Origin of the sequence: Streptomyces phyllanthi, from assembly GCF_009377205.1 — a bacterium.
Lineage (GTDB): Bacteria > Actinomycetota > Actinomycetes > Streptomycetales > Streptomycetaceae > Streptomyces > Streptomyces phyllanthi.
In genome coordinates this window covers 1-15,697 of the sequence record NZ_VJZE01000190.1, presented here as the reverse complement: position 1 = coordinate 15,697, position 15,697 = coordinate 1, and the positions used below count along the sequence as shown (strand labels likewise).

The following is a 15,697-nucleotide window of genomic DNA, read 5'->3' as shown; positions in this document are numbered from 1 at the left end:
GTGCTGGAATTGCGGGGGGAGGATCACCACGCCTTCAGGGTGAGGACGTGGTCTTCTCCGGCGACGAGGTCGAGCTGCTCGGCGCCGGAGGAAGTCCTGAGTTCGACGCGGTGGGTACGGGTGGGGCGCAGCACCGCGTGTGCTTCCTGCGGGTTCCAGGTCAGGTCGAGTTCGGCTCCGAACCGCGTGCGGACGCCGCGCAGTTCGCCGGTCGGGTACGTCGCCGGGAGCGCGGGCAGCAGGACGAGCCGGTCGGGGGTCGACTGCACGAGGGCCTCGACGAGCACGGCGGGCAGGGTGTGCGCGGCGTCCGCGTTGTAGACGTCGCGGTTCGGGTAGTGCGCGCTCATCAGCGAGGCGTGGAAGAAGTCGCCGCCCAGGACCTGGCCGAGCGCGTGCGCCACCCGTTCGCCGTCGCGCAGGCGGGCCGCGACGAGGGCGTGGTGGAGGTGGCCGTGGGCGGAGTCGTTCTCGGCGCCCCGGAGTTCGAGTGCGCGGTGCGCGGCCGCGGCGAGCCGCGGGGTGTCGTACGGGTTGATCTCGTCCAGCGGCCACACGCCGTACAGGTGGCTGAGGTGGCGGTGGTCGTAGGTGTCGTCGAGACCGGGCCACGCCCACTCGGCGAGGGCGCCGTCGTCGTTGACCCGGTGCGGGGGGATCTTCGCGGCGAGAGCACGCCAGCGACCGGCCTCCGGGGTGCCCGGGTGGTACGCGGCGGCGGTGAGCAGGGCGTGCCGGGCGGCGGACAGGTCCATGGCCGCGTTGATCGCGCCCCAGCTCGCGTTCGCCGGACGGTTCTCGGGCGAGTAGGAAGGAACCACGACCAGGTTGCCGTCGGTGTCCGTGCGGGTGAGGAAGTCCTCGTAGAACACGGCGACCTCGGCGAGGGCGTGCGCGGTGCGCGGGTCCTGTTCGCCGCGTGTCTCGTCGTGGTCGACGAGCGGCTTGAGCAGCCAGTCGGCGCCGGCGGTCCACAGCTGGTGGGGGTACTCGCGGGCGAAGTGGTACGTGTGTCCGGACTCGCCGTCGGTGTGCGTGGGCGCGACCACGCCCCGGGCGCCGAAGATCAGACGGGCGTTGTCCCGCCAGTGCGGGAGCCGGCCGTGCACGAGGTTCGCGTGTGCCCGGGTGACCTCGGGCAACGCGGCCGCCGCGGCGGATGCCGTCTGGAGGTTGAGGTTGGCGTTGGTGGTGAACGCCCCGGACCAGGCCGTGTTCCAGTCGCCGGTCCACAGACCGGTCAGGCGGGGTGGGAGGGCGCCGCTGGACGACAGGAGATGGTAGCGGCCGGCGGCGAAGAGACGTTCGAGAAGAGCGGGGCTGGTGGGGCGGCCGAGGAGGGCTGAGCCGGGGAGGGAGCGCTCCGCGTCGTCGGCGTCCAGGTTCAGGGAGGCGCGGCTGTACGCGGTCCGGTGCAGGTCGGCGTGACGGTTCAGGAGGTGGCCGTACGGCTCCCGGCCCTCGGGGAGCAGCGCACGCAGCTTCCGCCCCTCCGCCACCGTGTCCGGTTCCCCGATGTGCCGCCGTACCCGCGTCAGCAGCAGGACCGACTCCGCGTCCTCCACCCGGGCACCGGGTGGAGCCAGTGACGTACGGCCGCCCGTGACGACCAACAGCGTCACGCCGGTGTACGCGCGGTCGCTGCCGGGATAGGCGGCGCGGAGGGTCAGCAGGGCGCCCTCGGGGGTGAGGACCGCGCCGTGGCCGACGGCGAGGCCGTCCGGTGCGCCGGGAAGCCGGTGGTCCAGGGCGATGTCCAGGGTCAGGCCCAAGGACGAGGGAGCAGACGTGAGGCCCGGGGACGTCACGTACTGGACGATGACGTCGTCGGCCCGCGAGACGAAGACGTGGCTGCTCCACCCCGCGCACTGGGCTCCGGCGACGCCCGTGGTGAAGTCGACCGAGCGGCGGTAGCCGTGTGTGTCGTCGGCCGGCCGTCGCAGCCGTACCTGGAAGGCGGGATGGAAGGGCTGCACCCACTGCAGCTCCCGCCCGTCCGTGAAACGTTCGGCCGCGGTCACGTCTCCCGCGAGCAACCTGTCCTGGAGCGCGGGGAGTTCGGCGGCCAGCCGCGGGGGCCGGGCACGTTCGGAGCCGTTGGGGCGCACGAGTGTGTGGTGGGTGACGATGACGCGGTCGTCGTGCGGATCGCCGAACACCATGGCGCCGTGGCGGCCGTTCCCGCTCAGGAAGGCGTCCTCCCAGCGGGCCGCCGGCCGGGGCTCCCAGGTCCCGTGCCGCATGGGCGCGTTCATGGCTTCAGCACCGCGACGCCGTACCGGCCGAGGGTGAGCGGACCGGTGACCGTCGCCCCCGTCAGCAGGTCGCGGTGCGTACCCGGCACGTCGACCGTGACCTCGTCGCGCCCGTGGTTGAGCACGAACAGCAGCTCGCCGCGGCGGACCGCCTCCACCCGCTCGGGCAGCCCGTCGAGCACGGGCCGTACGCCCGCGCCGGCCGCCACGTCCGCCAGCAGGTCACGCAGCGCGGCGGGCTCGGGCAGCGTGGACACGTACCAGGCACGGTCCTTGCGCAGCACGGCCGGCAGCCCGTCCAGTTCGCCGCTCCTGTAGTGGGAGACCACGTGCGCGTCCGCCGCTTCCAGTTCCTCGGACCAGAGCGTGCCGCGGAACCCGTCGCACTCGGTGTGCTCCTCCGCGTCCAGCGGCCACCACTCGTGCAGCGTGCGGATGCCGAACAGCTCCCGCAGCCGTGCGTCCATGCCTCCGGGCCGTACCCGGTCGTCCTCGTCGGCGACCCCGGTCAGGAAGCCGCAGACGAGGGTGCCGCCGCCGCGTACGTACGCGAGGAGGTTCTCGACGGCCGCGTCCGTGAGCAGGTACAGCTGCGGTACGACGACGAGCCTGTACGCGGACAGGTCGTGCTCGGGGTGCGCGAACGCGGTGGTGAGGTGGGCCTCCCAGAGGGCGCGGTGCCAGGACCGTACGACCTGCGGGTAGTCGACCTCGCAGGAGGGCCGGCCGTCCTGGGCGCCGGCCCACCAGGCGTTCCAGTCGTGCAGCAGGGCGATGTCCGCGGTGATGTGGCGCCCCGTCACCTCGGCGCCGATCGTGGCCAGTTCGGCGCCGAGCCGCTTGACCTCCTGGTAGGTGCGGCCCTGCTCCCCCGCGTGGCCGACCATCCCGGAGTGGAACTTCTCGGCGCCCTGCCGGGACTGGCGCCACTGGAAGTAGCAGACGGCGTCGGCGCCTCTGGCGACGGCCTGGAGGGACCAGAGGCGGTTGAGGCCCCGCGGCTTGGGGTGGTTGACGCCGCGCCAGTTGACCGGTCCGGCGGCCTGCTCCATGAGCATCCAGGGGCCGTTCGCCTGGGAGCGCGTCATGTCCTGGACGAGGGCGCCGTTCTGGGCGCCGAACGGGTCGCGCGGGTCGGGATAGAGGTCGACCGAGACGACGTCCTCCTCGGCCGCCCACCGCCAGGCGTCCTGGCCTGCCCACATCGGCATGAAGTTGGTGGTGACCGGGGTGTGGGGGGTGTGGCGGCGGACGATGTCACGCTCGATGACGTAACACTCCAGGAGCATGTCGCTGGTGAAGCGTTTGAAGTCCAGGACGTGGGTGGGGTTCTTCATGTAGTGGGCGCGGCGCGGGGGCAGGATCTCGTGCCAGCCGTCGTAGCCCTGGCTCCAGAAGGCCGTGCCCCAGGCCTCGTTGAGGGCGTCGAGGGTGGCGTACTTGTCCTGGAGCCAGCGGCGGAAGGTGGCCGCCGCCTCGTCGCCCCAGTCGTAGGTGCAGTACTCGTTGTTGATGTGCCACATGGTGAGGGCGGGGTGGCCCCCGTAGCGTGCGGCGAGGTCCTCGGTGATGGCGGCGGCGTAGTGGCGGTAGGTGGCGCTGGAGTGGGAGAAGTGCTGGCGGGAGCCCCACCACTCGGTCTGCCCGTTCTCGTCGCGCGGGAGGGTCTCGGGGTGGAGGCGGCCCATCCACGGCGGGGGTGAGGAGGTGGGGGTGGCCAGGACGACACCGATACCGCCTGCGTGCATCAGGTCCATCAGCGTGTCCAGCCAGGCGAACTCCCTCGCGCCCGGCCGGGGTTCGAGCTTGGCCCAGGAGAAAACTCCGAGGGTGACGGAGTTGACGCCGGCCTCCTTCATGAGGCGTACGTCCTCGTGCCAGGTCTCCTCGGGCCACTGCTCGGGGTTGTAGTCGCCGCCGAAGAGGATGCGGCCGCGGGTGGCGTCGTTGAGACTCGGTTGTCGTTCCGGCCCCGGCACCGGGCCGGCTCCCGGCATCAGACCGGCTCCCCGTACTGGATGCCCCGGCCGTTCGTCGCCAGGTACACGCGGCCGTACACGCGCGGGTCGCCGATGATCGCCTCACCGATCCAGCCCCACTGGTGGGCGTCGTCGTTGACGCGCACCCAGGTCTTCGCCTCGTCGTCGGAGCGGTGGACGGCGGTGACGGCCTCGGTCGAGCCGACCTGGTAGATCGCCGGGTAGTCGGCGCCGTCGGCGGCCTTGCCGAAGCCGAGGGTGTACGAGGCCCAGCAGCTGGTCACCTTGGAGAAGGTCGCGCCGCCGTCGGTGGACCGGTGGAGCCCGTTCCACTTCACGCTCAGCCACAGGTCACCGGACCTGCCCGGCGCCGCGACCAGCTTGAACTGGCTGTCGCCGGAGGGAAGTCCGGTCGCACGGGCAGTGAAGGTACGGCCACTGTCAGTGCTGGCGTATAGCGTTCCTGTGTCGGTGTCGAACGCGTAGAAGAGCGTCGGGTCGGCCGGGTCGGCGACCGGCGTGGCGCCCTTCGGGAAGGAGGTGACCTCGGACCAGGTCGCGCCGTTGTCGGCGGAGCGGTGGGCTGCGTACTTCGTGCCGTCCCAATGCACGAAGGACCACAGCAGCACGCTGCCGTCGGCGTTGGTGGCGATCGGCCCCGGTGCGTTCCTGGCGATGTCGGGCTGGGCCTCGAAGGGCGCCCAGGTCTGCCCGCCGTCGTTCGAGTAGGCGCCGTTGCCGTGGTCGCCCCAGCCCGCGCGGACGACGTACGACGGCTTGTCCGCGGCCTGCGCGAGTCCCGTCGCCGACCCGGACACGGGGTTCGTCGCCATGCCGCGCGACGGCGACGCCGTGAGCCGCTCGTGGTACATCACGCCGATGTCCCCGGATCCGCTGATCAGGTGCGCCTCCCCGACCGGGGGCGAGATCAGCTGGCGCACGGACGTCTCCTCCAGGCCGCGGATCTGCGGTGCCCAGTGCTTGAGGTCGCGGGTGCCGTAGAGGGTCGCGCCGGTGCCGTACACGAGGTGCCTGGAGTCGTACGGGTCGAGGGCGAGCGCCTGGATCCACCAGCCGAACTTCGGCTTGTCGTCACCCCACGTGAGGTAAGGAGTCTCGGATACGTCGAAGACGGCGGAGTCCTTGAGGGACGTCCAGGAACGGCCGCCGTCCGTGGAGCGGTACACGGTGTCGATGTCCGCCCAGCGGTTGTTGGTGGAGACGACGACGGTGCCCGGACGGCAGGCGTCCACGGCGACCCCGCCGTAGGCGAAGGTGTCGGCGGAGCCGTCGGCGGTCGTCCCGCCCGGCTTCACCGGGGTCACCTCGGTCCACTTGCCGGTGGTGGTGCGCAGCTTGTGCACGCTGCCGTCGGACTGGCCGTTGGGGCCGGGCGCGTTGGCGCACGTCACGTACAGCTCGCGGGTGTGCCTGTCGTACGCGGCGCGGATCGGGACCTTGGCGGAGATGCCGGACGGCTGCCCGGGGACGGCCTTCCAGGTGGTGCCGTCGGCGGTGCGGTACAGGTTCGCCGTGCCCGAGGTGCCGTCGCCGTCGCCCCAGCCGGCGTAGACGGTGCGTCCGGCCGCCACGAGGAAGGTGACGCCCTGCCCGGAGGCGCTCGCCTTCCCCGGGAAGCCGGTCACGGCGGCCCAGGTGGCGCCCCGGTCCGTGGACTTGAGCAGGCCGTCGTGTCTGGTGCCCAGCCACAGGGTGTCGCTGTCGCGCGGGTCGACGAGCAGGCGCTCGCCCATGCCGCGGCCGTCCTCGTTGGCGCCGAGCTTCACGGACAGGTCGGTACGGGCCCAGGTGGCGCCGCGGTCGTCGGAGCGCAGGATCGCGCCGTTGCCGGCCCAGGACTGGGCGTAGGTGCCGAGGGCGAGGTACAGCCGGTCGGGGTGCGCGGGGTCGACGGCGATGGCCTCGACGCCGAGGAGGTTCCAGTCGTCCCAGCCGAGGTGGTCGGTCAGCGGGGTCCAGCGGGCGGCGCGGTCGTCCCAGCGGTAGGCGCCGCCGATGTCGGTCCGGGCGTAGGCGAGCCCGCGGACGGCCGGGTGGAAGAGCACGCCGGTGATGAAACCGGTGCCGCCGATGACGGCGTTGCGCCAGCGGTAGCCTCCGGCGGTCCTGGCTGGTGCGGCGTGGGCCGGGGTCGCCGGCACGGGGAGGGCGGTGAGCGCCGCGGCGGCCGCGGTTCCGGCGAGTACGGTACGGCGGCTCGGCTGGGGCGTGCGCATGACATACCTCGTTTTACGGGGAGGGGTGCGAGTTCGGTCGCCTGAGAGCTCGGTCGGTGCGGTTCCTCGGCGACTGCGGGTTCTTCGTGGCTGGTCGCGCCCACGCGGCGGAGCCGCGTGTCGATGCGGCCCCGCGCCCCTGACGGGGCGTGGCCCGCCGTGGCCGGCCGGGTGACAGGGACGGCCGGCCACGGCGGAGTCCGGGTGCGCGGCCGGGGCGTCAGCCCTTGACCGCGCCGGTGAGCATGCCCTTCTTGAAGTGCTTCTGGACGAAGGGCGACAGGACGGCGACGGGAAGCAGGGCCATGACCATGACGGCCATCTGCACGGCCAGCCCCGACAGCTGGCCGGTCTTGATGGCCTGTCCCAGACCCACCGGCGCTTCCTGCTTCTGCACGAGCTGGATCATGACGTTCTGCAGCGGCATCATGTCCTGGTCGTTGAGGTAGAGCGACGCGTTGAACCAGGCGCTCCAGTACCCGACGGCGTAGAACAGCGTGATCACCGCGATCACCGCACGGGACAGCGGCATGACGATCTGCCACAGGATCCGGATGTCACCGGCACCGTCGATCCGCGCGCTGTCGATGAGCTCCTGCGAGATCCCCGTGAAGAACCCGCGCAACACGAGGATGTTGAACACACTCACCGCGCTCGGCAGGATCAGCGCGAGGTAGGTGTCCGTCAGTCCGAGGGTCTGCACCAGCAGATACGTCGGTATGAGACCGGCGCTGAAGAACATGGTCGCCAGCAGGGTCATGAGGATCCAGCGGTGCCCGAGCGACCCCGTGCGGGACAGGCCGTAGGCGCACAGCACGGACACGGTCATGGAGAACGCCGTGCCGACCAGGGTGACGAGGACGCTGATGACCGTGGCCCGGGTGACCTGACCGCCGCTCAACAGCTCCTGGTAGGCGATGAAGGTGATGCCCTTGGGCACCATCACCAGCCCGCCGGCCTCGTCGATGGTCTTGCGCGAGGAGAGGCTGGTGACGACGACGATCCACAGCGGGAAGAGGATCGCCAGAACGGCCAGCGACAGGGCGAGGCCCTTGCCCGCGAGGCCGGCCTGGGACGGCTTCTCCTCCCACGTGGGCCGGGGCGGGGCCTGCCACCAGCGGGGCTCCTTCGGCTGATCCGGCACGGGGGCCTGCCGCGGCTCCCACATCACGGATGTCATTTCTTGTACACCCCCTGCTCGCCCATGAGATGGGCCACCTTGTTCGCCGCGAGGACCAGACCTAGGCTGACGACGCCCTTGACCAGACCGGCGGCGGCCGCGTAGCTGAAGTCCTGGTTGCGCACGCCGTTCCACCACACGAAGGTGTCGAGCACCTCACCGGCTCCCGGTCCGACGGCGTCGCGTTGCAGGAGGATCTGTTCGAAGCCCACCGTCAGGGCGTCACCGACGCGCAGCACCAGCAGCAGGGCGATCACCGGCCGCAGCGCAGGCAGCGTGACGTGCCACATCCGGCGCCAGCGCCCCGCGCCGTCCATCGCGGCGGCCTCGTACAGGTCCGGGCTGACCGAGGCCAGGGCGGCGAGGAAGACGATGATCCCCCACCCGGCGTCCTTCCACACGCTCTCCGCGGTGATCAGCAGCGGGAAGGTGTCCGGGTTGGTCATGATGTTGATGCCGTCGTACCCGTTCTGCCGCAACAGCTGGGACAGCACCCCGGCACCGCCGAACAGCTGCTGGAAGACGGCGATGACCAGCACCCAGGAGAAGAAGTGCGGCAGGTACAGGACGGCCTGCGCGACCGCCCGGACCCGGGGCCTGACCACGCTGTTGATGAGGAGCGCGAGCAGGATCGGGATCGGGAAGAACAGCACGAGCTGCAGGAAGAACAGAACCAGCGTGTTCTGCACCGCGTTCCAGAAGGCCGAGTCCTCGAAGATCCGCTGGAAGTTCTCCAGGCCCACGAAGGGGCTGTTCAGGATCGAGACGACGCCGTTGTCGCTGATGTAGGGGTCGTACTCCTGGAAGGCGACGACGTTGCCGAGGATCGGTACGTAGTTGAACAGCAGGACCAGCACGAGGGCCGGCAGCGTCATCAGGAGCAGGACGCGGTCGCGTCGGAACCTGAGCCGCAGGCTCGGTTTGCCCGAGCCTCGTTCGCCCCCGGGACCGGTGGCGCCGACTGACGCCACCGGAGTCCTTGCCGGGGTCTTCGTCTTCGCCTCGGCCCTGCTCCGAGGCACCGTGCTGTGGGACACGGCCTTCTCCTTGCCTCAGTCCCGCATCAGTTGGCCGCGCTGCCGTTCTCGTCGAGGATCTTCTGGTACCAGTCGCGCAGCTTGTCGCCGCCCTTGCTCTTCCACTCGGAGACGAACTGCTGCACGTCGCTGACCTTCTTGCGGCCACGGACGACGTCGTCCTCGAGCTGCTCCAGATCGTTGGAGAGGTTGGTGAAGCGGGCGGGCTCGGTGATCTGCATGCCCCAGAAGGCGGACTTCTTGGTGGAGGCGCCCATCCGCTGCTGCCACTCGACCTGCCCCTTGGCCACGGCCGGGAAGTCCGGGTGGGCGATGGTCGCGGCGGGGCTCGTGATCATCACATAGGCGTTGATGACCTCGTTGTTGCCCTTGTCGTTCTTGATCGGGACGCCGTCCTTGACGGTGTAGTGGGTGCCCTCGACACCGTAGTTGGTGAGCATGTACTCCTTGGTGCCGTACGGCGCCGCGACGACGTTGGCCACGGCCAGCGCGTCGCGGACCACGGACTCGGAGGCCTTCTTGCTGACGAAGGCGAAGATGTTGGCCGGGTTCGTGGCCCACAGGGTCGGGGCGCCGCCGTCGTGGCCGAAGATGTCCATGCCCCAGATCTTGAAGTCGGGGTTCTGGGTGGCCTGGGAGGCGGTCTGGCCGTACCAGGTGGAGATGTCGTTGTTCCAGATCAGGAACTCGCCGGCGGCGAACTTGGGGGCCGGGTCGGTGGCCTGGCTCTTGCCCAGCTCGAAGTCGGGGTGGACGACCCCGGCGGCGAACAGCTTGCGGGTCCACTCCAGCGCCTCGAGGAACTCCTCGGTCTCGATGCGGTAGATCAGCTTGCCGTCGACCACGTTCCAGCCGAGCGGCTTCTCACCGCCCGAGAGCACGCCGAAGGAGTTGAAGGCGGTCCACTTCATGTCACCGCACGCCCACCGCTTGGCCTTGGCGTTGGTGATGTCCTTGCACAGGGCCAGGAACTCGTCCGCGGACTCGGGGACTTCGTAGCCCTCCTCCTCGAAGATGTCCTGGCGGTAGCAGGGCACGATGTTCGGCACGTACGAGGCCGGCATCGGCACGCCGCGCAGCGCGCCGCCGAAGATGGAGCGCTGCCAGGCCCCCGTCGGGATCGCCGCGAGGTTCGGGTACTCCTTGACCTTGTCCCCGGAGAGGTAGGGGCCGAGGTCGGCGAACTTGCTGATGATGGCGCTGGGTATCTTGCCACCCATGTTCCAGCCGGGGACCACCACGACGTCCGGGACGTCGCTGGAGGCGAGGACCGCGCCGAGCTTCTGGTCGTAGGTGTTGCCGTCCTGGTTCTGCCACCGGACGTCGACGCCGATCAGGTCGTTCATCGCCCTGTAGTAGGGGTTGTCCCCCTTGGGCGGGGAGCCCCAGAACGGCGACATGATGGTGACCTCGCCGCCCTTGCCGAGCTTCTTCGGCACCGAGGTCTTCAGGCCGGCCAGGTCCAGCTTGCTGGTGAAGCCGACCGCGGAGCCGTTCTTCGACGGGATGTCCGGCGTCACCACGTCGCTGGCCACGTAGGCCGGAAGGATCTTCTTCGCGTCCTTGTCCGACGTGGTGCCCTCACGCGAACCGCTGTCCGAGCCGCCGCAGGCGGACAGCAGCGGCACGCCTCCGGCCACCGCTGCGGCGGCGACCGCCGTGGAGGCGAGGAAGCTTCTCCGGCTGGGCCCGGAGGTGGCGGAGTTCGGCGTCATTGCGTCAACCCTTCATGGCGCACACCAGGACACCCGGCGGAGGAGCCGTCGGCTGCGGTGTCTTGAGTGGAACTGGCCGTGCCGAAGCGGTGGACGTCGGAGGGTTCCGAGCAGGTGGTGCGCTCTCTCCGTAGTCGAAGCGCTTCGATGTTGCTGCGAGGTTAAGTGAACCCGTGGGGGTGCACAAGAGTCGTTTCCACAATTCCTCGGAGGTATGGAGGACCGGAGCAACCAGTTCCGACCGCTGATATGACAGCGAGGAAACGGATCTGTTGCACCTTGGTCTCTTGACACCCACCCCTGGGTCGAATGAGCATCGAAGCGCTTCGAAAGCGCCTCGCCGCTCCACCGCAAAGGGACCCCCAACGTGACCGCACAGACGACGCCCACGCCGCCTTTCCGCGATCCGCAGCTGCCGCTCGCGAAGCGCATCGACGATCTTCTGGGGCGGCTCACCCTCGACGAACGGATCGCGTTCCTGCACCAGTTCTCCCCGGCCGTGGACCGCCTGGGCCTCGCCGCGTTCCGCACCGGCCAGGAGGCCCTGCACGGTGTGGCGTGGATGGGCCCGGCCACGGTGTTCCCACAGGCGGTGGGTCTCGGGGCGACCTGGAACGAGGACCTCGTGCGCCGGATCGGCGAGGCGGTCTCCACCGAGATCCGGGCCATGCGGGCCCGCGACGACCGCGTGGGCCTCAACGTCTGGTCCCCCACGGTGAACCTGCTCCGCCACCCCCTGTGGGGCCGGGGCGAGGAGGGCTACTCCGAGGACCCGAAGCTGACCTCCGCCATCGCGACGGCGTACACGCGGGGCCTGCGCGGCGACCACCCCACGTACTGGCGCACGGCCCCGGTGCTCAAGCACTGGCTGGCGCACAACAACGAGACGAACCGGGACACCACCTCCTCCTCGGTCCGCCCGCGCGTCCTGCACGAGTACGACCTGCGCGCCTTCCGCGAGACCGTCCAGGCGGGCGCGGTGGCCGGCGTGATGCCCGCGTACAACCTGGTCAACGGCCGCCCGAACCACGTCTCGCCGTATCTGGCGGAGCACCTGCGCACCTGGACCGACGAGGACCTCCTGGTCTGCTCGGACGCGGGCGCGCCCTCGAACCTGGTCGACTCCGAGCACTACTTCGACACCCACGAGGAGGCCACCGCGGCCGCCCTCCGCGCCGGTGTCGACAGCTTCACCGACCACGGCACGGACAGCTCGAAGATCGTCGAACGCGTCCGGGGTGCCCTGGACCGGGGCCTGCTGAGCACCGACGACATCGACGAGGCGGTCCGCCGCCAGCTCTCGGTCCGCTTCCGGCTGGGCGAGTTCGACCCCGGAGCCGACCCCTACGCCGACGCCAAGGACTTCGACACCCCGGGCCACCGCGCCCTCGCACAGGAGGCCGCGGAACAGGCGGTCGTCCTGCTGAAGAACGAGAACGGCCTGCTGCCCCTCGCCGAGGACACCCGCGTCGCGGTGGTCGGCCTCCTGGCCGACGAGTGCAAGCTCGACTGGTACAGCGGCACGCTGATCCACCGCTCCACCCCGCTGGAGGGCCTGTACGAGCGCTTCGGCGCCGAGCGCGTCACCTTCGCGGAGGGCGTGGACCGCGTACGCCTGCGGACCTCCGCGGGAACGTACGTCTCGGTACCGGAGGCCGCCTCGTCCCCCGACGAGGTACGCGGCGCGGAGGGCGCCCTCGACCCGGCGCTCCTCGCGGGCCGTACGGACCTGCCCCCGCTGACCACCGACGCGACCGGCACCGACCTCGCCCTCGTCGACTGGGGCGACGGCGTTCTCACCCTGCGCGCCCCGGACGGCCGCTACCTCTCGGTCGCCGAGGACGGCTGCGTACGTGCCTCCGCGGACCAGCCGGGCGGCTGGGTGGTCCAGGAGACATTCCGCCTGGAGCGCCACGAATCCCACGAGGGCGGTCACCTCCTCAAGCATCTGGGGACGGGCCGGTACGTGTCGGTCGCCACGGACGGCGTGAAGGTTGCCGACGAGAACCCGGAAATCTTCACCCTCGTGGTGAGCGAGCGCGGCGAGGAATCCGTCACACGGGTCGCCGGGCAGGCGGACGTGGTCCTGGTGATCGTGGGCAACGACCCCCACATCAACGGCCGTGAGACGGAGGACCGCACCACCCTGCGACTCCCGGAGCACCAGGAGCGCCTGCTCCGCGCCGCCCGCGCCGCGAACCCCCGCACGGCCCTGATCCTCACCTCGGCGTACCCGTACACGGTGGACAGCGCGGATCTCCCGGCCGCCCTGTGGACCGCGCACGGCGGCCAGGCGGCGGGCACCGCCCTGGCCCGCGTCCTCGCCGGCGACGTCTCGCCGGCGGGCCGTCTCCCGCAGACCTGGTACGCCTCGGACGCGGACCTGCCCGGCCTGCTCGACTACGACGTGATCGGCAGCCGCCAGACGTACCTGTACTTCGAGGGCACGCCCCTGTTCCCGTTCGGCCACGGCCTGTCGTACGCGACGTTCGCTTACGAGAATCTGAGCTACCGGCTGACCGACGAGGGCCTGAAGGTGACGTTCACGCTCACCAACACGGGCGACCGGACGGCCGACGAGGTCCCCCAGCTGTACGTCCGGGCCGTGAGCCCGTCGGTCCCTCGCCCCCGCCGCGAGCTGGCCGCCCACCGCCGCGTCACCCTGGCCCCCGGAAGCCCGACGGACGTGACCCTCGACGTCCCCCTGTCCACCTTCGCCTTCTGGGACGTGGCCCAGAACCGTCACCGCCGCGAACCGGGGGCCTACGAACTCCTCGTGGGCGCCTCCAGCGAGGACATCCGTCTGAGCACCACGATCGACCTCGACGGCGAACCGGCGGCCCCCCGCCCGGTGCGCGAACACGGCCTGGACGCCGCCGCCTTCGACGACCAGCGGGGCACGGAGATCGTCGACCGCACGAAGACGTCGGGCGACGCGGTCACCCCGGTCGACGGCGGAACGGGCGAACTCCTCTTCCACGACTGCGACTTCGGGGACGGTGTCGCCGAAGTGACCGTGGAGGCGTCGGGCGAGGGCACCGTCGAGTTCTCCCTGAACGGCGGCCCGGTCCTGGCGGTCCTGCCCCTCTCCGCCACCGGGGGCCCGTACGACTACACCACCCTGAGCGCCGGCATCGTCGCCGCCGGCGTGCACGACGTCCATCTGAAGCTGCGCGGCCCTCTGCGGCTCGCGCGTGTCGGCTTCTCCGGTTGAGGGTCCGGACCAGGCCGGCACAGGAAGGGGCCCGGCACCGGAAGGCATCGGTGCCGGACCCCTTCGTCCCGGGACACGCCCGGAGACTACATGAAAACGATTGTCAGAAGCTAGACCTTGCGCGGGGGCCTTCGGTCAGAGCTGGATTCCCGTCAGCACCATGACCCGCTCGTACGTGTAGTCCTCCATCGCGAACCTCACGCCCTCACGCCCGACACCGGACTGCTTCACACCGCCGTACGGCATCTGATCGGCGCGGTAGGACGGCACGTCCCCGATCACCACGCCCCCCACCTCCAGGGCCCGGTGCGCCCGGAAGGCGGTCTGCAGGTCGTGCGTGAACACACCGGCCTGGAGCCCGTACTTGGACTCGTTGACGGCGGCGAAGGCCTCGGCCTCCCCCTCCACCCTCTGCAGGGTGAGTACGGGCCCGAAGACCTCCTCACACGAGATCGTGACGTCCGCCGGCACCTCGGCGAGCACGGTCGGCGCGTACGAGGCCCCGTCGCGCTTCCCCCCGGTCAGCAGCCGGGCACCTGCCCCGACGGCCTCCTCGACCCAGGCCTCCACCCGCTGGGCGGCCTCCTCGCTCACGAGCGGCCCGACATCGGTCGCGGCGTCGGACGGGTCCCCGGTCACCTGGGCCTCGACGGCGGCGACGATCCGCGGCACCAGCCGCTCGTACACCTCCGCGTCCGCGATCACGCGCTGCACGGAGATACAGGACTGCCCGCCCTGGTAGTTGGAGAAGGTGGCGATGCGCGTGGCGGCCCAGTCCAGATCCGCGTCACCGGCGTAGTCGGCCAGCACCACGGCCGCCCCGTTGCCCCCCAGCTCCAGGGTGCAGTGCTTGCGCGGCACGGAGTCCATGATCGCGTAGCCGACCTTCTCCGACCCGGTGAAGGAGATGACCGGCAGCCGCTCGTCCTGGACGAGTGAGGGCATCCGCTCGTTCGCCACGGGCAGCACACTCCAGGCGCCGACGGGCAGCTCGGTCTCGGCGAGCAGTTCCCCGATGAGGAGAGCGGACAGCGGCGTGGCCGGCGCGGGCTTCAGAATGATCGGGGTACCCACGGCGATGGCGGGTGCGACCTTGTGGGCGCACAGATTGAGCGGGAAGTTGAAGGGCGCGATCCCCAGCACCACACCCTTCGGGAACCGCCGGGTGAAGGCGAGCCGCCCCTGGCCCCCGGGGTCCGTGTCGAGCCGCTGGGCCTCACCGCCGTTGAACCGCCGCGCCTCCTCGGCCGCGAACCGGAACACCGACACGGCCCGCCCGACCTCACCGCGGGCCCACTTGACCGGCTTGCCGTTCTCGGCGGAGATGAGCTGCGCGATCTCCTCGGTGCGCTCCGCGAACCGCCGGCTCACATGATCGAGAGCCGCGGCCCGTACGTGCGCGGGGGTCGCCGCGAACTCGTCCCGTACGGCGTGGGCGGCGGCCACGGCCTCCTCGACCTGGGCGTCGGTCGGCACGCTCACCCTGCCGACGAGACGCCCGTCCCACGGCGAGGTGACATCGAAGCTGGTGTCGCCGGTCGCCTGGCGACCGGCGAGCCAGAAGGCGTGGGTGGCAGTCATGGTCCGGCCCTTCCGCATGCGATATGTGACGTTCCCGACCACGGTAGGGCCGGGGGCCCGTGAGGGCGCTTGTCCGGGTCGTAGAACTCCGTCCGCCGGACACGCCGCTTTGTCGTGATCGCCGGTGGGGGCGAACGGTCGCGTCCGCCCGATCGGGGCCGGTGGTCGACTGCGGGTCCGTCGTGGCTGGTCGCGCCCACTCGGCGGAGCCCCACATCGATGCGGGCCCGCGCCACTGACAAGCCCTACGGGCGGACGACGGGACTTCCGCAACAGGCCGCCCCTAGTCCGCCGCCGCCGTCGCCTTCAGCGCCAGCCACAGCTCCATCCGCACGTCCGGGTCGTCCAGCGACCGCCCCAGGATCTCCTCCACCCGCCGCTCCCAGGTCGAGGAGTTGAGCACGACGAGATCGGGGCCGCCGCCGGGCAGCGGGGTGACCTGGTCGGCGAGCGCCTGGGTGGCGTCGGCGTGGACGGTCTCGGCGAGGTCGTACAGCTC

General features: G+C 70.9%; 9 protein-coding genes. 1 reads left to right on the top strand and 8 read right to left on the bottom strand.

Going from position 1 to position 15,697, the window contains the following annotated elements:
- Nucleotides 1-23 precede the first annotated feature (23 nt).
- From FNH04_RS24640 to FNH04_RS24615, 6 genes are all read right to left on the bottom strand, one after another.
- Nucleotides 24-2,255, bottom strand: a complete 2,232-nt coding sequence (locus FNH04_RS24640; protein ID WP_152787761.1) for a glycosyl hydrolase family 95 catalytic domain-containing protein — start codon at nt 2,253-2,255, stop codon at nt 24-26.
- A complete protein-coding gene (locus FNH04_RS24635; protein ID WP_152787759.1) occupies nt 2,252-4,252 on the bottom strand; it encodes a beta-galactosidase in 2,001 nt (666 codons plus the stop codon). Before FNH04_RS24635 ends, FNH04_RS24640 begins: the two co-directional genes overlap by 4 nt.
- A complete protein-coding gene (locus FNH04_RS24630; protein ID WP_152787757.1) occupies nt 4,252-6,471 on the bottom strand; it encodes a sialidase family protein in 2,220 nt (739 codons plus the stop codon). Before FNH04_RS24630 ends, FNH04_RS24635 begins: the two co-directional genes overlap by 1 nt.
- Nucleotides 6,472-6,691: 220 nt before the next feature.
- Nucleotides 6,692-7,639, bottom strand: a complete 948-nt coding sequence (locus FNH04_RS24625; RefSeq protein ID WP_386574835.1) for a carbohydrate ABC transporter permease — start codon at nt 7,637-7,639, stop codon at nt 6,692-6,694.
- 8 nt (nt 7,640-7,647) lie between these two features.
- Nucleotides 7,648-8,688 (bottom strand): ABC transporter permease, encoded by a 1,041-nt coding sequence (locus FNH04_RS24620; RefSeq protein ID WP_322723749.1) that lies wholly within the window; start codon nt 8,686-8,688, stop codon nt 7,648-7,650.
- Between the two features lie 26 nt (nt 8,689-8,714).
- On the bottom strand, nt 8,715-10,403 hold the full coding sequence (locus FNH04_RS24615) for an extracellular solute-binding protein (RefSeq protein WP_152787754.1): 1,689 nt from the start codon (nt 10,401-10,403) through the stop codon (nt 8,715-8,717).
- A gap of 367 nt (nt 10,404-10,770) precedes the next feature.
- Between FNH04_RS24615 and FNH04_RS24605 the strand changes: the two genes are divergently transcribed.
- Nucleotides 10,771-13,617 carry a glycoside hydrolase family 3 C-terminal domain-containing protein gene (locus FNH04_RS24605; protein WP_322723747.1) on the top strand — a complete coding sequence of 949 codons (2,847 nt, stop codon included), beginning with the start codon at nt 10,771-10,773 and terminating at the stop codon, nt 13,615-13,617.
- 135 nt (nt 13,618-13,752) lie between these two features.
- Here FNH04_RS24605 and FNH04_RS24600 read toward each other — a convergent pair whose 3' ends face one another.
- Nucleotides 13,753-15,198: an aldehyde dehydrogenase family protein gene (locus FNH04_RS24600; protein ID WP_152787752.1), complete on the bottom strand. Its 1,446-nt coding sequence runs from the start codon at nt 15,196-15,198 to the stop codon at nt 13,753-13,755.
- A 283-nt stretch (nt 15,199-15,481) separates the two neighbouring features.
- A partial coding sequence (locus FNH04_RS47860; RefSeq protein WP_228031600.1) for a helix-turn-helix domain-containing protein occupies nt 15,482-15,697 on the bottom strand: 216 nt, incomplete at its 5' end.